Here is a 17,352-nt window from a genome sequence, read left to right as displayed (position 1 = left end):
TCCCAAACGCAGACGCTTTAGATGTTTAATGGTATACCTAAATACTCAATTCTTCGAGAGTGGGAAGGCCAACTAGCCGAAAAGCTTTCCGATTAACTTTGCTCGTGTTTTACCCTAACTCTTGCATATAGTCATGATAAATGATGACTTGGTTTCTACCCTGATGTTTAGCGTTGTACAACGCTTTGTCAGCTTCTTCAAGCAACGCTTCAAAGTTGTCTTGCTGATTAAACGATGCGATGCCAATACTAACGGTTAAATTGATCAGTTTACCATGAGAAACACAGGGGCTTTTTTCGATCAATGCTCGAATTCTGTTCGCAACTTCTTGCGCCTTCTTAGCATCGGTCAAAGGCAAAAGAACGGCAAATTCTTCGCCACCTATTCGCCCCAAGATATCTGCCTTTCTCAATCCAGTACGGCACACTTGAGTAAAATGTGTCAACGCTTTATCACCGACACTATGTCCAAACTGGTCATTGATGTTTTTAAAATAGTCGAGGTCCAAAACCAAAACGGAAAGTTGTTTTTCTGCTAGTAGGCGGCAGGTATTAAATTCGTTGACACCCATCATCATAAAATAGCGTCGGTTCTTAACTTTTGTTAAAGAGTCTGTCGTTGCTTCCTCAAACAACTGACCCTCATATTCTTCGCGGCTGACTTGCTCTTTTTTCAAGATATACATAGTCACCGCCGTAATAAGGAAGGCAAACAAGATCGTTATGAGCGTGATTGTCGGGATGATCGCTTTACTTGGAACGCGAGGCTGCCAAGACAGGCTGCCAACGACACTACCGGAAGGGGAGTAGAGCGTCATGAAACTTGTTAGCCCATTGGGGGTGTCAACCAGATTGAGGCCGAATAGTTGATAATCGTTTTCAAGTTTACTGAGATAGTCGGTATCAATACGTTTTCCCAACGCTAGGTATGTCCCTTTGCGTGGTTGTTGATCCTGCTCACTGATAAAAGGTCCACCAACGATGTGATATACATCTTGGTCAATACGGAACACGCCATTGGTGAGCTTCTTCTCGGTATTCAGTTGCTCGGAGACAGCCATCAGCTCAAGAAGTGGCTGTTTTAAATCGTTATAGTTGATGGTTTGAGCATCGACGCTTTTAATTAGGTAGACTTCTTGATCTCCGCGAGTAACTGCGACACTGAAATCAAAGTCGTACTTATCCATGAGGTAATCACCAGAGTTAGCTGCAACCCAATCTAAGTCACGCTCGATCTCTATTTTTTGGTATGCCTCGTCCCAGAATGAATACTCTTCGAGCGAGTCCCTTGCTGTGCGCTGCTCAAGCTTTATCGTTAAGTGAACTCTTTGAGCTAATTCATCGGCTGCAAGGTCATCTAATGAATTCAAAAAAAATACAAGACAACCGAACACAGAAACCACCATGACACACAACAGCCAAGTTATCGTGTGCATCAATGACCTAGTGGGTAAGAATGTCCGTTTTTGCAGTTTCGTCATGTTTATTGAAGTAATCGTGGGCTGGAGGCGAGCAATCAAAAGTCGCTACATTAGCACAGCATGATGTTTATTTGCCATATTAATCGCAAGTGTATTGATCATTACTTTCTATGATGCATACCATTGGCAATGGTACAGGTGTAACCTTAGATAGAGTATCTTCTCAGGGGCGGTCTGCCTAATAAAGGGCATTTAAGAAGGTAAGGACAATTAAGTGCTCTCGATTGTGTTATGCATCATGTTTATTTTCCAAGTGTGATACAAACGAGAAACACCAAGCACGCGATGATTAACAGAGTAAGTTCTTTATTGCGTAATGTCATAACGGTTCTTCCCTATATAACATAAAAAGATTAATAAACGATGAATAATTTAGGTATATAAACGCTTTTATTCTTTCTACTTTAAAATCTTCAATCTCTATAATTAATATAATACTAATACCTTGTGTTGTTCTCGCAATCGACGATAATATTGAGCTGAATCAAGCGACTAGCAAGTAAAACTCAAACCAAATAGCTAATGGGTCAATCTAATTTTTCGAAATAAACTCTGAGTTGTAGTGGTTTTAAGCAATATGGTTTTAGTGAAGATAAAAACTTAAAACTTACCTTAAAAGAAATCGAACGGAGTCTTATTTATGGTACAGGAATAGTATCATATTGATTTATATGTAGATGCTAGTAAATAGGCTATTTGATTCCGGTTACTTGATCATACAGTCTGGCTCCCAAAGAATCGACAAAGGGGAGCAAGTCAAATAAAATAAACTTTATAAAAACATAATGATGAATCTAACTATATTTTATCTATTCTGAGTGCGTTGACACTAAATGTGAAAATGATTCTCTAACAGTAATCGCGAACCTGAAGTCAGCCTTCATCCATACTTGGCAATATAGTCATATTGAGTTGATGGATAGAAAACTAGAGTGCACTCAGTAAATTAATGCATTCTCATCCGAGAATACCATGCCAACCTATTCAGTAGTCGATATTTTACTAAACATATTTTAAATGCCTTCTACTATAAATTATCGCATTCCTCATCTATATCATTATAAGTCGCCAAAATTCAGTAACTTCAAGCAGTCGTATCAGTAAGTGTCCACACCTGTAAATATTATAAATAGTAGAAGTTAAGGATTTTCAATCGTTTGCATTTACAAGTGTAACACTGTGTAACACTTGTGCTTTATTTGGTACACAATTTGGGCTTTTTTACTAATAAATTATTAACTTTTTCAATAACATAAATCTTGGCTCACTTCGTGCTTTGTCCTTGGTGCTTTGTTAGCTGTGTTGAAAATGCATAGCGATGTTTGCAAGGGTTCTAATCACGGGGTAATTGGGTGCCGTTGCAACCTGATCCCAAATGTCTTCTGCCTGATGCAGATGAGGAGTTAAGATGGATTTTGCAACAAGATATACATGGAAAACTTTACTCAACGCCACATTGGTGTTCTGTATAAGCTTATTTACGGCGGTTGGTGCTATAGCTACACCATCCGATGGTATTTTTGAGTTAGAAGCAAGCGCTAACTTTTGGGATGATAGTGAAGTCGCAGGTGACGACTGGGGCACCCCTCCTCTAGACGGCGATGCAAAAGTGTATACCAATATAGATGATACTGATTTGCCAGATGACGTTTATGGTGGGGGTAAAAAAAATACCTTTGATATTCCAGATTTAAGCTGGGTGAACGGTAGTATTCTGGATAAAGGTAATATCCTGCACGCCTATGCCGCTGCTTATGAAGAATCTGGAGACTTAATCATTAATTTCGCAGCACTTAGGGAAGGTACTAACGGTGACGCGTTCATGGGTTTCTGGTTCTATCAGGATGATGTTTCAACTAATGCAGACGGCTCTTTCGAAGGAGAACATATGAATGGGGATGTTCTCATCCAGGTCAATTATCTGCAATCTGCTAACCTCGGTCCAGAAATATTAGTACTGGAATGGGATGATACTTGTACGAAACAATTTATAGACAAAAAAGGTGGAGAAGATGACTGTGTAGCCGAAAATCTACGACTCAAAAAACAAGAAAATGCTCTATGTAATCCGGGATCTAATCAGTTATTGTGTGCGTCAACTAATACTGTTGTCGATCCAATTGATGGTTTCCCAATCGAGTCTTTCTTTGAAGGCGGTATTAACCTGACTCAGGTTCTGGATACTAAAGCCTGCTTCAGTGCTTTTGCTGCTGAAACCCGTGCATCAAGTAGTATTACTGCACAGTTGAAAGACTTTGCTATGGATTCCTTTGAACTATGTAGTATTGATGTCACCAAAGAATGTTCACAAGGTCGGGTAAATGATACCGAAACGGGTTATGAATATGACTTCAGCGGTAAAGTAATCAATGACGGTGTAGGTACTTTATATAATGTCGTTGTTATTGATACTGAAGATCCTGTTTATAAACAAGATCAAATCGACGAAACCGATAACTACGTACCAATTGCTGTCGCTGATATTCTGCTTCCTGGTGCAGAGGTCTCATATTCAGGCACTATTGAATCAACTGCATATGGCCTTGATAATACCGTTATTGTCATGGCAGCCCCTGTTGATACTGACGGCGCAGAAAAAACTGTCACCGATATGGCAACAGATGACTGTCAAGGAGCTGATCTCAACGCATCACTATCAGTAAATAAAGACTGTACTAGTAAATTTATACCTAACTATGAGAACTCAGGTGTTATTGCGATTGGGGTAGGCTTCTCAGGGCAAGTCTGTAATACGCATAAGACATTGACCATGGTTTTGGATACGATATTTGATGACAAAACAGACACTATTTATAAAGATGCAGATATGCAGACTGCATTTCCTAACAGCGGCATCGATTTAGAATTAGCTCCTGCTGGTGATGAAGCTGTAGGTGAATGTGTATCGTACTACGGTAGCTATACCCCTGATGATTTTGATACTGTTGCAACAAATGGCTTCAGAGACACAGTTACTGCTAAAGGTCACCTGAAAGTTAAACCAGATGTAACCGATACTGTACAAGATACTGCAGACTGTTCTATCTGTGAAGATGAGTGCCCTGATTGTGGCACTGATTAATAACATATAATCTACACTCGCTAATAAGCCCGACAGAAAAAATGCCGGGCTTATTTTTCATTATAAGTCCGTTAATTTTTAGGGGGTTTACCAGTGGTTTTTATTGATTCTAGGTTTATTTCAACAGTGGCTGTTGAGTTGCTGCTCCCATCAGAAATTGTGTAGGTAAAACTATCGCTGCTTCGGAATTTTTTACCCGGAGTATAAAGCACACTACCATCATTCAATATTTCAGCACTTCCCCATTTCGGAGCAGATACTCCTAACACGGTTGTGTTGTCACTCAGTGTATCGTTGCCCAGTACATCAATCGTAACCGCTTCTTTGGTTGTTATTGTCACGACATCATCACTAGCCGTTATCAGTGGTTCAGACACAACTTGCTCTTCTATCTGATACACAACTTCATCTGTTGCACTGTATTCAGAGTCTGATTCCATCGTTGCTGTCACTGGTATTGAATAAATTCCGGCTACGCTGTCTGACGCAGAAGTAATACTGATCAATAACTCATCAGATTGACCAGCAGACAAGCTTAAGGCAGCAACATCAGCCTGCCAGCCTGCATCTACAGCAGCCTGGATTTGGTAACTGGCTGAATCACACTCGATAGAATTATTGTTAGTCACCTGAACAAGATATTGTAATGCCTCTCCTGGCAGAGATGTCTGTTCAGACACAGCAGATACGGTTATTGACGGAACCACTAACTGACACTGATCAATTGGTAAAGTTGGCTGCGAGCTTCCGAATTGAACACTAATATCAGCCTTTACGCCATCGGCAGAAATAAAGTCTATGGTGATACCAGTCTCAGGGTCTGTAAAGCTTTCCCCCGCAGGAAGAGAAGGATCTTCCCAATCATTAGAACCTAACACCTGCTTAAAATACGAGTTAGGCTTCATATGAAGAAGGCGACTGCTCTTCCCGTTACCATCTGTTGCAATACGAACGACAATGCCATCTGTCACATCTTCGCGCCAAAAAGTGTATGACCGACTTTCCAAAAAGTTGTCATGTGCCAATGACTGACGATACTCAATATAGAACCAACGCATTTCGCCAGTATCAGGGTCAACACCGCGAGGGATTTTTAAGGCTACTGGCAGACCTGCATTCTCTTCATATGCGCCAATAGTATATAAACCATCTTGCTCTGCAACAGTAATATCTGGGGATATAGCTGAAGACATCCAGCCTAAACGTTCTTTCTGAAAAGTATTGAAATACCCCATATCATAGTTACCCATCGTATCGTAACTGTCACCGTATTCTATGACCGAACAGTCTTCCCCAATACTATAGCCATCGCACTCCAAAGCTTTAGAATGACGTAAGCCAAAACTATGACCTAACTCGTGTGCTACAATACGCGGTTCAAAATTACCATTAATCGTCGCTTCTGAAGGAGATCCACCTATAGTAGAGGAACCATTTGTTCCACAGGCAGTATGTGTTGTCAGGTAAAGGTAATGGTCGAATTGAACGATGGGGATACCTGCTTCGGTAGCCTGGGCATTAACCGCATCGGCAACCGCTACAGCGCTAGGGCAGGATTGGTTGGAAAATGGTGCAGTAAATACTCCTGCGACTTCACCAACAAGCGACATCTGACCATAAGATGCCGTTTGATAATATTCGTTAATGGTACCAAAAACGAGATCATGAGCCTCATTAGTTGTCATCGGCATTTCATTAGGGTTTTCCTGAAAGTTAACCAAAAATACCAGAGTATTATGCTCACCAGTCACCGGGGCTATTTCTTCTGCGGCTGCAGAAAACGCCAACGGGTATGATAGAAGAGCTGTAACTGAAAATTTAAAAATGCCAGAGGCAAAAGACTTGGGTTGAGTTGGGAAATTAAACATACGTAAAAAAGTTACCTAAATACTACATCCACGATTAAAAAGTTAAGACCAAATATCCTTCAGCCTGTGATTAATTTGAAAGCATGCTAATCGATGAATTGATTATTTTTTTACGCAATGACCGGATGATATGCGACATTTTCGACAAAACCCATTAACATATATTTCAATAGTGATGCCAGTACTCAATTCGTTATCTGATAAGGCATAGATCAAATAAAGGCTGTGGATAATACCTCGCTATTGTTCATTTTATCAACAGAGAAAGGTGATTTAAATTTCAGAAGTTTGTCAGAAACATTCAGGGTGTTATACAAACCAAATATCACGACTTTAATTTTCAGTACCTTACTGAGCTGCTCGCTAAAAATGAAGGGCTGTTCATCAAACGTGAGACGTTAAGAGCCTAGGCGTATGATACTATCCCTCATGTAAAACTCTCCAAAACGGTGTCGAAGCCAGAACATAAAGTATCTATAAATCATGGAGTCCTTTAGCCTCATCCTGAAAATGGAAGGAGTATCGCGATTGTGGATAATGTAACCACTAAGAAGCATGCCGAGCTTTTCCATTTGTAACTACAGAGGGCTGCATGAAAGTTATGAATGCATATTTAGATCAGCGATCGATACTTAAGTCGCTCTATGCCGATAAAGCAGACATTTATGGTGGCGCTAAACGCTGTACTTCAATTAAATGCAGTGGGCTTGTAAAGAGTTCGAGGTAGAAATCAGTTTTGCCAACTCTTCTCTGAGAAAAGGACTTGCCTAGCGCGCTTTAGACTCTGATGGGGGGAGTACAAAAAAGAGCATGTAACTCCTGGCTAGTGTTTATTCATTGTGCGAAATGTTTACCTATTAATCTCTGCGGAACGGATTTTAACCATTTGAATCAAAAAGATAACTTTTTTGTTGACGGGTAATCTCAATAGGTTAAAGTACGCCTCGTTCTCACGGCGAAGGTCGTTGAGAGGGTGGTGTTACCATCGCATGATTGCGTTGCCCTGGTGGTGGAATTGGTAGACACAAGGGATTTAAAATCCCTCGGCGTTCGCGCTGTGCCGGTTCAAGTCCGGCCCGGGGCACCATCAAAAAATCTAAAAAGGCGCCTTGGCAGAGTGGCTATGCAGCGGATTGCAAATCCGTGGACCTCGGTTCGACTCCGGGAGGCGCCTCCAAAATTCTTAGAACCAGTCTTTATGACTGGTTTTTTTGTACCTGCTGTTTTATGCAGGTGTGCAATTATCGAGTAATGACTATCTCAACTTGTCAGTAAGTTAAGTGAGCTCGATAAATGCGACGCCATTCTTGCCATTCTTCTTAATCTCATACATGGCAGCATCGGCTTTTTGATATATCTCTTCGAAGTTACCCGTACTTGCCTGGAAAATACACACACCAATACTTAATCCAACGTTCAGTGCGTTTTCAGAGTCTAGATTTATGATGGACTGCATGGTGGAAGGCACGCAGGTTAACAGTCGATCACACAACTCACCCAGTTCTTTTCTAGAGGACTCTTTACATAGGATTACGAACTCGTCACCACCGATCCGAGCAATTTGTGCGTCAGTTGGTGTGAGTTCTTTGAGACTATTCGAAATACTAATCAATAAACTATCACCCGCGTGGTGACCCAGTTCGTCGTTGACGGTTTTAAAATTATCCACATCGAAAAATATGAGAGAGCGTTTAATTGATTGGCAAAGGTCCGCATTTTCTTTGAAGCATTTTTCCATGGCACTTCGGTTTAGTAGCCCGGTAAGCGGATCGCTATTGGCAAGTTTTGCCAGTTGCTGCTCATAGCGTTTTTCATTAGTAATGTCGATGTGGGTGCCCATCATGCGAAGTGGGGAGCCATCATCTGCGTACTCTACAATCCGGCCTCTGTCGGAAACCCAGCTGTCAGTCCCGTCTTTATGAATCATGCGGTGTACAACTTGGTAAAGGTCGGTCTTTCCTGCCAGATGATCCTCAAATGCACCGACCGCGAGGTCGTAATCTTCTGGATGAAGGTTGTTTTTCCAGGTTTCGACCGTTGCGGTCAGTTCGTTAGGCTGATAGCCCAACATTTTGCCCCACTGCATATTGAATATCGTTAATGTGCCAGAGGGGATATGTTGCTCCCACAGACAAAGTCCATTGCTGTCGAGTGCGGCGTTCAGCTTTTCTTGCAGGCGAGCATTTTGACGTTTGAGTTGTTCGTTCTCTTTTTCTAATTGCTCTATTCGCTTTAAATACGCTTCCATGTTCCAGCTATGACGGTTATCGATGCATTCAATATACGAAACATAGTGAAAGTTTTCTATTCCGTATCATTGAATTAAGAGGAAATATTAGCGAATGGCTTAGAACATGCCTCTAAAAGGGCTCAGGAAAGTGGGCAGGCAGGAGAGGCGCTCCTGGTGCAAAGTTATTGACGTTCCTTTGCACCGGGACAACTGAGGCTAGCGAGTTAGGGCACCACTTTGCTCAGATTGATAGGTAACATTGACTATCTCAATGGTTTTCGTTTGTTTATTTGGCATTGGCCAGTCGAGTTTTTGCCCGATAGAGAGACCGATTAACGCGCTACCTACTGGAGCGAAAATCGAAATATCGTCACTGCTTTTCAGATCTTGCGGGTAGACAAGCGTTCTAGTTAGCACTTTCTCGTCACCAGAGAACTTAAATTCTACGGTGGAGTTCATGCGAACCACGTTGTCTGGCATTTCTTCTGGTTCAAGAACGATTGCTCTATCAAGTTCTTCTTCCAGTTTGACGAGTTCAGCTGCGACACTTGGCATCTTGTCCAGCATCGCTGTGATTCTATTGATATCTATATTTGATATATAGATAGGGTTGCTTCCTGACATTTTATGACTCCAAAAAACAAAAGACCGTCTCATAAATATGGGACGGCTTTTATATGTCGAATAGGGGTTATATCATATGAATTAAGCACATGAGTTCTGATTTTAGTCTCTATACAACCTATTAGCTAGTAAAAGATTTTTATTGATAAGATTGATTTTTATATAGAAATCAAAAGGTTTACAAGTGTGAAGGGACGTACAAACTAATGAAGTAAATTATACTTAATGTTGTTTTTAATGGTCATTTTAATGTTTCTAAATTACGGTATTTTGTTGAAACTCCGCGACAAATAAAGGCATCTACCCCTTTAGGGTAGTTTGAAATTGTAATTGATTTACATCATGTATTAATTTTCTTACACAAATGACAATGAGCTCAGTGATAAAAACCTAACCCTTAGGAATTATAATGAGCAAGTTGAAGCTAGTAGTCATCGGTAACGGTATGGTAGGGCATCGTTACATTGAAGACTTAGTCGAGAAAGCGGATGTCTCTGAGCTAGATATCACCGTTTTCTGCGAAGAACCTCGTGTCGCATACGATCGTGTGCACCTTTCCTCTTACTTTTCACATCACACTGCCGACGAACTTTCTCTGGTAAAAGAAGGCTTCTACCAGAAACACGGCATCAACATGCTGATAGGCGAACGTGCTATCAACGTTAACCGTGAAAACCGTATTGTTTATTCAAATACAGGTCGTGAAGTTCAATACGACAAGTTGATTCTAGCGACTGGCTCATTTCCTTTTGTTCCACCTATCAAAGGCCATGAAAGTAAAGATTGCTTTGTTTATCGTACTATCGAAGATCTAAAAGCGATCGAAGCGTGTGCGAAGAATAGCAAATCAGGTGTGGTCATCGGTGGTGGCCTGCTAGGTCTTGAAGCAGCAGGTGCGTTAAAAGCACTTGGTGTGGAAACTCACGTCGTTGAATTCGCTCCAAAGCTAATGGCAGAACAGCTGGACCTTGCGGGTGGCAATCAACTTCGTCAAAAGATTGAGCGCATGGGTGTGAATGTTCACACCAGCAAAAACACACTCGAGATTGCGCCGGAAGGTAACAGTGCGCGTAACGTGATGCGCTTTGCCGATGGCACTGAGCTAGAAACGGACTTCATTGTCTTTTCAGCAGGTATTCGCCCGCAAGACAAACTCGCTCGTCAAATGGAACTTGAAGTGGGTACACGCGGCGGTATTGCAGTTAATGATCACTGCCAAACGTCAGATGAACACATTTACGCAATCGGTGAATGTGCCTCGTGGAACGGCATGTTCTATGGTCTTGTGGCGCCAGGCTATAAGATGGCAACCGTCGCTGTTGATCACCTATTGGGTAACACAGAAAGTAAATTCCAGGGCGCAGACATGTCTGCGAAACTTAAACTGCTGGGTGTAAAAGTAGGCTCAATCGGCGATGCAAATGGCCGCACTGAAGGCTGTAAGAGCTACGTTTACCAAAACGAAGAGCAAGAAGTATACAAACGCCTGATTGTCTCTGCAGATAACAAGAAATTGCTTGGTGCAGTATTAGTCGGTGATACATCTGACTACGGTGATTTGTTGCAGCTTATGTTGAACGAAATCGACCTGCCAGATCACCCTGATGCGCTAATCCTCCCTGCACACGCAGGTGCTGAGAAACCTGCATTAGGTGCGGATGCGCTGCCAGAAAGCGCCGTGATCTGTTCATGTTTCGACGTAACAAAAGGCAAGATAGCCCAAGCTGTTGCTGACGGTAACCACACGCTAGCAGACATTAAAGCAGTAACAGGCGCGGGTACAGGTTGCGGCGGTTGTATTCCTCTCGTGACTTCAGTATTGAACTCTGAGCTTGCTAAGTCTGGTATTGAAGTGAAGAACGACGTATGTGAACACTTTGCGTACTCTCGTCAAGAGCTGTTCCACCTTATTCGTATTGAAGAAATTAAAACGTTCGATGAGCTACTAGAGAAGTACGGCAAAGGCTACGGATGTGAAGTGTGTAAGCCACTTGCCGGTTCTATTCTGGCGTCTTGCTGGGGTGAACATATTCTTAAACCACAACTGGTTAAGTTACACGATACCAACGATAACTTCCTGGGTAACATTCAAAAAGATGGTACTTACTCTGTGATTCCACGTATGGCTGGCGGTGAAGTAACACCTCAAGCCTTAGGCTCGCTAGCAGCTGTCGCAGAAGAGTACAACTTATACACCAAAGTGACGGGCGCTCAACGTATTGGTTTGTTTGGTGCTCAAAAAGATGATCTTCCAGAGATCTGGCGCAAGCTAATCGATGCGGGCTTCGAAACCGGTCAAGCGTACGCAAAAGCACTTCGTATGGCGAAGACGTGTGTGGGTTCAACGTGGTGTCGTTACGGTGTTCAAGATTCGGTTGGCCTAGGCTCATTCATCGAAAACCGCTACAAAGGCATTCGTACTCCGCACAAGATGAAGTTTGGCGTGTCTGGTTGTACTCGTGAGTGTGCTGAAGCGCAAGGTAAAGACCTAGGCATCATCGCAACAGATGCTGGTTGGAACATGTACGTGTGTGGTAATGGCGGTATGAAGCCTCGCCACGCTGATCTGTTAGCGAGTGATCTGGATAAAGAAACGTTAATTAAGTACATCGACCGCTTTATGATGTTTTACATCCGTACTGCTGCGCCACTTCAACGCACATCAGTTTGGATGGAAAACATGGAAGGTGGGGTGGACTACCTACGTGAAGTGATCGTGAACGACAAACTTGGTATCAATGCTCAATTGGAAAGCGACGTCGCGAAGCTTGTTGATGAGTACGAGTGTGAGTGGACAGCAACCATCAATGACGAATCGCAACTGACTCGCTTTGCACACTTTATTAACTCAGATAAACGCGATGAAAACGTTGTGTTTATTCCTGAGCGCGAACAACACCGCCCGGCGACCTTCACGGAGAAACACCCTGAAGTGAAAGGCGACATCCTACACGTAGCCATGACTGAAGCATAAGGGAAGGTGGATTATGTCATTTGAAAAGATCTGTCACATCAACGATATCGTACCGGGCACTGGTGTTTGTGCACTGATTAATGGCCAGCAAGTTGCGGTATTTCGTCCGACTCAAGCTGAAGAAGTATTGGCTATCAGCAATACAGACCCGTTCTTTCAATCAAACGTGTTATCGCGCGGCCTGATTTGTCAGCACCAAGGCGAGCTTTGGGTGGCAAGCCCACTTAAAAAGCAACGCTTTAATCTAACAACGGGTGTTTGCATGGAAGACGAAGGTTTTAGTGTGGAAGCGTACAAAACGCGTGTTACCAACGGAGAGGTTGAGATCCAAGCGTAGCTGTTACTCCCTCCTCTGCGGAGGAGGGAGTTTACTGGGGTCAACAGCCCCTAATTACTTAGATTTAATAGGCAAAGGTTTTCTAGGGTTATTTCTGGAAGAACACTTAGCAAATAACGACGATAATCGCGAGTCGTAATTGGGAAGTCTTTCTCTATTCAATTTCTAACTTTTAACTTTCATTTTTGGATAAGGACACGTTCATGTCTACAGACTTTAAACCAGCTGAGTTCGTGCAAACTATGATCAACGTTGGTGAAGCAAAAACCAATACCAGCACTCGAGATCTACTGTTACGCGGTACGATGGCGGGTATTATTCTTTCTTTAGCGGTTGTGGTTGCCATTACGGCCATTGTACAAACCGGTATTGGAGTGGTAGGCGCTTTGGTTTTCCCTGTTGGCTTTGTCATCTTAAGCGTAATGGGTTATGACCTAGTCACTGGCGTATTTGGGCTTGCTCCGCTGGCTAAGTTTGCTAACCGCCCGGGTATTACTTGGGGTCGTATTTTCCGTTGTTGGGGTCTTGTTGGTCTCGGTAATCTTATCGGCTCTCTTATCGTAGCTTACCTAGTCGCGATTTCTCTTACAGGTAACTTCTCATTGGAACTCAATGCTGTGGCGAAAAAATTTATCGCTGTATCAACGGCACGTAGCCTTGGCTTTGAAAACATGGGAATGGACGGATGGATCACGTGTTTCGTGCGCGGCATCTTCTGTAACCTAATGGTGTGCTTGGGCGTGATCGGTAATATGACTGCGCGCTCTGTATCTGGCCGTGTTGCGATGATGTGGTTTCCAATCTTCATCTTCTTTGCGCTTGTGTTCGAGCATACAGTAGTAAATATGTTCCTATTCCCACTGGGTATGATTCTGGGTGCTGACTTTGGTGTTGCGACTTGGCTGAACTTCAACCTTATCCCAACCATCTTAGGTAACATTGTTGGTGGTCTAGTGATGACATGTCTTCCGCTGTACTTAACGCACGCAAAAACTGCACCTTCTCTAACTGCGGAAACAGAAGTACAAGCAGAGCCTGCAATGGCTAAGTAATTCGCTTGTTATGGTCCCGCTTATCGATGAGGGGGACCATTCTTTAATCTTAACTTTCGGAATATATTTTATACGTTTAGTGATAAAAAGTAATAACTCCTTAGAGTGGTTTTAGCCCTAAGTGCATAGTGAGAGTGTTACTCTTTATACCTAAATTTCTCAATAGGCCATTTTATGACTACCATTAACACCTCGTTAAACAGCGGTTTTGTTTCACTTGTTGGCGCAGGACCTGGCGACCCGGATTTACTCACCGTAAAGGGTTGGAAAGCGATCCAATCTGCAGATGTGGTGGTCTATGACCGATTGGTGTCTAAAGACATTTTGGCGTTAGCTAATGCGCGAGCAGAAATGATCTATGTGGGCAAAAAGCTAGATTTTCATTGCGTACCGCAAGAGCAAATTAACCAGATTTTGGTGCAGAAAGCACAGGAAGGTAAACGTGTTGTTCGCTTAAAAGGTGGTGACTCATTTATTTTCGGCCGTGGTGGTGAAGAGTTAGAAGAACTAGCTGAATACGGAATAAAATATGAAGTGGTACCGGGTATTACAGCGGCGGCGGGAGCAACCGCATACGCTGGTATCCCATTAACGCATCGCGATCACGCTCAGAGTGTTCAATTTATTACAGGCCATGTTCAGAAAGATGGTCGGGAGATTGAATGGCATTCATTAGCGCAGTCAAACAATACCTTAGTGTTTTATATGGGGCTCAAACAGAGTGGGTATATCATGGACAAGCTCATTACACATGGTTTAGCGCCAGACATGTCATGTGCAATTATTGAAAATGGTACCCGACCAGAGCAACGTGTTTTTGTTGGTAAATTGAATGAATTATCCAGTTTGGCCGCGCAAGCTGAAAGTCCTGCGCTGATTGTGGTTGGAAGTGTTACGCAACTCCATAGTAAGTTGGCTTGGTTTTCTCAAGAGGTAAGCGCTTAAATTTTACACGGACTATGCTGTGCTTGCATTTCTTGTTTACGCATTGGCATTTCATCAATTAATTCGTTGATGAATTGCCAATCGGTTTCTGCGCCCCAGCGATACTTTTCTAATCCATCCTTACCAAGCAAAATAGCTGTGTACTCACCTTGCTTTACACCGTACTTCTTCGACAAAACAGATATATCCAGTTCCTCTTTTATCCCTTTAGGAAACGTAAAACCATCTTCGGCAATGACTAAAGTGACGACGTCACGCTCTTCAAGTTCACATTCGTTCATTAGCGTTTCGAGTAGGAACTGTTTAACGCGCGCATCATTCGCTGGCGCGAAGAAAAGTACGCTACGATGCGGCCAGTATTGAGCGTAAGAAGGGTAGCCAAAGGTTGCTGTTGATACCAAGCCTAAAAGCAGTATCAAAATGATTGATTTACTCATTACTGATCCTTTCTGTGCTGTCACTTCCGTTTATACGTTAAGTTTAGTGGAAATGGCTCATTGTGCTTTTTTACAAACTGGCTTAGGGTAGGCAGCAAACTAACTATCTATAGAAAGAAATGACTTTGGAAAGTAAACAAAAGATCGCGATTCTGGTTGATGTGCAGAACGTGTATTACACCTGTCGTGAAGCCTACCGCAGTAACTTCGATTACAACCAGTTTTGGTATGTGGCCACACAAGGCAAAGAGGTTGTCAGCGCTAAGGCTTATGCGATTGCGAGCAATGATCCTAAGCAACGACAGTTTCACCACATTCTCAGAGGTGTTGGTTTTGAGGTAATGTTAAAGCCTTATATCCAGAGACGTGATGGCAGTGCTAAAGGAGATTGGGACGTCGGTATTACTCTAGATGCAATCGAGATTGCGCCTGATGTTGATAGCGTGATTCTTGTTTCCGGTGATGGTGACTTTAGTTTGCTGGTTGAGCGTATTCAACAGCGATACGGCAAGAAAGTTACCGTTTATGGTGTTCCCAAATTAACATCTCAAACGCTTATAGACTGTGCAGACACTTTTGTTGAAATAGACGAGAATTTTCTGCTTTAAACAGTAAGAAAGAAGAGACTATGGCTGAAGTGGGTATCAAGCTCCAACCATGAAAAAGGCGAGTCATTTCAGGCGTACGTTTGTGTACAATGACTCGCCTTCATTCAAATAGGAATAACTATGATGGGATAATGATTTGTCCTAATACGTAACCTAAGCAGCAAGCACCAATCACACCAATCAAACCCACCGCCATAAATGAGTGGTTGAAATACCACTTACCAATCTTCGTCGTACCAGACGTATCAAAGTTAACGGTTGCAATATCCGATGGATAGTTAGGGATAAAGAAGTACCCGTAAACCGCTGGCATCAAACCGATCAACAAGGCAGGATCCAGCCCCAAGCCCAAGCCAACAGGTAACATCATACGTGCAGTTGCGGCTTGCGAGTTCACCACTACAGACACGATGAATAGCGCTAGTGCGAACGTCCAAGGATAGTCGGTTACCATTTCAACAATACCGGATTTAAATTGCGGCATCGCGTATTGGAAATAGGTATCAGACATCCAAGCGATACCAAAGATTGCAATGGCGGCCACCATTCCCGATTTGAAAACGACACCATCAGGCACTTTTCGCGGATCGGTTTTCGTTGCCAGAAGAATAATACCGCCGAAGCAGAGCATCATCATTTGGATTACGACTGCCATGCTGATTGGCTTTTCACCATCGACAACAGTACGAATTTCAGGCCACATCGCGATAACAACAATAACCAAGATTGCTGAAATGAACATGAGTACGGAATTACGAGCGCTAGTCGGAAGTACTTCATCTAAAGATGTCGCGGTGGTGGTTAAGATCTTTTCACGCCATACCGGATCTTTAAGGCGATTTTGGTATTCTTCATCGTCTTCTAGCTCTTTACCACGTTTCAAGCTGTAGAGTGACATTAACAATGTACCAAATAAGGTAGCTGGTACCGTCACAAGCAAAATTGAAAGTAGGGTAATCTCGTGTTGAATATCAGATAATTGCGCTAAGTAGTAAACCACAGCAGCAGAAATTGGAGAAGCCGTAATTGCGATCTGAGAAGCAACAGAGGCCGCCGCCATTGGGCGCTCGGGACGAATACCGTTTTTCAGTGCGACGTCACCAATGATCGGCATGATCGAATACACGGCATGGCCAGTACCTAGCAAAAAGGTCATCGTGTAAGTGACAAAGGGAGCAATCAAGGTCACGCGTTTCGGGTTTTTACGAAGTAGGCGCTCTGCAACTTGAAGCATGTATTTCAAACCACCTGCGGCTTCTAGGATCGATGCGCAAGTAACCACTGCTAGTATGATTAACATGACGGTGACGGGAGGAGAGGTCGGCGGCATATTAAAAATGAATACTTCTATCACCAGACCGATACCAGAAACGACCCCAAGGCCGATACCTCCGTAGCGTGAGCCTATATATAGCATCACGAGCAAAAATAGAAACTCTAGATACAGCATGAGCAGATTTCCTTATTCAAAACAATTGCTTCCATTGTTTATGTATTCTCAGGAAAAGTACTTTATGTTGTTCACATTACCTTAGATGACACAAAGTAATGTTTAAGAACGAGCATTAACTCACGCTACAGACTCCATCTGTTAATGTACGTTTATAGGTGTGTATGCATTGTGTTTATTATTTTGGCGAGCTAATGCATAAAAATGCGACGCACTTTAAATATATGTTGTGATTTAGCCTGATTTTTCGTAACCAAGTATGTCT

General features: G+C 42.8%; 12 protein-coding genes, 2 tRNA genes and 1 pseudogene. 9 read left to right on the top strand and 6 right to left on the bottom strand.

Features of this window, described 5'->3' with window-relative positions; genetic code table 11:
- Positions 1-109: 109 nt before the first annotated feature.
- Positions 110-1,435, bottom strand: coding sequence for a diguanylate cyclase (locus L3V31_RS16945; protein WP_237317658.1), 1,326 nt, complete (start codon positions 1,433-1,435; stop codon positions 110-112).
- A 1,453-nt stretch (positions 1,436-2,888) separates the two neighbouring features.
- On the opposite strand from L3V31_RS16945, the gene L3V31_RS16940 reads away from it, so the two are divergent.
- Positions 2,889-4,562, top strand: coding sequence for a DUF11 domain-containing protein (locus tag L3V31_RS16940; RefSeq protein WP_237317656.1), 1,674 nt, complete (start codon positions 2,889-2,891; stop codon positions 4,560-4,562).
- Between the two features lie 71 nt (positions 4,563-4,633).
- On the opposite strand, the gene L3V31_RS16935 is transcribed toward L3V31_RS16940, so the two are convergent.
- Positions 4,634-6,430, bottom strand: a complete 1,797-nt coding sequence (locus L3V31_RS16935) for an Ig-like domain-containing protein (protein ID WP_237317653.1) — start codon at positions 6,428-6,430, stop codon at positions 4,634-4,636.
- Positions 6,431-6,738: 308 nt separating this feature from the next.
- On the opposite strand from L3V31_RS16935, the pseudogene L3V31_RS16930 reads away from it, so the two are divergent.
- From L3V31_RS16930 to L3V31_RS16920, 3 genes and pseudogenes are all read left to right on the top strand, one after another.
- Positions 6,739-7,123, top strand: a pseudogene (locus L3V31_RS16930) (ISNCY family transposase); the annotation flags it as partial.
- A gap of 307 nt (positions 7,124-7,430) precedes the next feature.
- Positions 7,431-7,517 (top strand) — tRNA-Leu (locus L3V31_RS16925).
- A gap of 16 nt (positions 7,518-7,533) precedes the next feature.
- Positions 7,534-7,607 (top strand) — tRNA-Cys (locus L3V31_RS16920).
- Between the two features lie 99 nt (positions 7,608-7,706).
- Here L3V31_RS16920 and L3V31_RS16915 read toward each other — a convergent pair.
- Complete coding sequence (locus L3V31_RS16915) at positions 7,707-8,678, bottom strand: sensor domain-containing diguanylate cyclase (protein ID WP_237317651.1); 972 nt, start codon at positions 8,676-8,678, stop codon at positions 7,707-7,709.
- A 198-nt stretch (positions 8,679-8,876) separates the two neighbouring features.
- Positions 8,877-9,284, bottom strand: coding sequence for a nucleoside diphosphate kinase regulator (gene rnk, locus L3V31_RS16910; RefSeq protein ID WP_237317649.1), 408 nt, complete (start codon positions 9,282-9,284; stop codon positions 8,877-8,879).
- A 409-nt stretch (positions 9,285-9,693) separates the two neighbouring features.
- Here rnk and nirB point away from each other — a divergent pair, with 409 nt between their 5' ends.
- The 4 genes from nirB to cobA all read left to right on the top strand — a co-directional run bounded on the left by nirB (position 9,694) and on the right by cobA (position 14,592).
- Positions 9,694-12,258 (top strand): nitrite reductase large subunit NirB, encoded by a 2,565-nt coding sequence (gene nirB / locus L3V31_RS16905; RefSeq protein ID WP_237317647.1) that lies wholly within the window; start codon positions 9,694-9,696, stop codon positions 12,256-12,258.
- Between the two features lie 13 nt (positions 12,259-12,271).
- On the top strand, positions 12,272-12,595 hold the full coding sequence (gene nirD, locus L3V31_RS16900) for a nitrite reductase small subunit NirD (RefSeq protein ID WP_237317645.1): 324 nt from the start codon (positions 12,272-12,274) through the stop codon (positions 12,593-12,595).
- A gap of 203 nt (positions 12,596-12,798) precedes the next feature.
- Positions 12,799-13,647 carry a formate/nitrite transporter family protein gene (locus L3V31_RS16895; protein ID WP_237317643.1) on the top strand — a complete coding sequence of 283 codons (849 nt, stop codon included), beginning with the start codon at positions 12,799-12,801 and terminating at the stop codon, positions 13,645-13,647.
- Positions 13,648-13,821: 174 nt separating this feature from the next.
- Complete coding sequence (cobA, locus tag L3V31_RS16890; RefSeq protein WP_237317641.1) at positions 13,822-14,592, top strand: uroporphyrinogen-III C-methyltransferase; 771 nt, start codon at positions 13,822-13,824, stop codon at positions 14,590-14,592.
- Here the strand turns inward: cobA and L3V31_RS16885 are convergent.
- Entirely contained in the window at positions 14,589-15,029 is a 441-nt protein-coding gene (locus L3V31_RS16885; RefSeq protein WP_237317639.1) for a DUF4174 domain-containing protein, read from the bottom strand. The genes cobA and L3V31_RS16885 overlap by 4 nt on opposite strands.
- 119 nt (positions 15,030-15,148) lie before the next feature.
- On the opposite strand from L3V31_RS16885, the gene L3V31_RS16880 reads away from it, so the two are divergent.
- Positions 15,149-15,637: an NYN domain-containing protein gene (locus tag L3V31_RS16880; protein WP_237317637.1), complete on the top strand. Its 489-nt coding sequence runs from the start codon at positions 15,149-15,151 to the stop codon at positions 15,635-15,637.
- Positions 15,638-15,755: 118 nt separating this feature from the next.
- On the opposite strand, the gene L3V31_RS16875 is transcribed toward L3V31_RS16880, so the two are convergent.
- A complete protein-coding gene (locus L3V31_RS16875) occupies positions 15,756-17,087 on the bottom strand; it encodes an anaerobic C4-dicarboxylate transporter (RefSeq protein ID WP_237317636.1) in 1,332 nt (443 codons plus the stop codon).
- Between the last annotated feature and the right edge of the window lie 265 nt (positions 17,088-17,352).

Origin of the sequence: Vibrio sp. J1-1 (assembly GCF_021728395.1) — a bacterium.
Lineage (GTDB): Bacteria > Pseudomonadota > Gammaproteobacteria > Enterobacterales > Vibrionaceae > Vibrio.
This window is presented reverse-complemented; position numbering and strand designations above follow the sequence as displayed.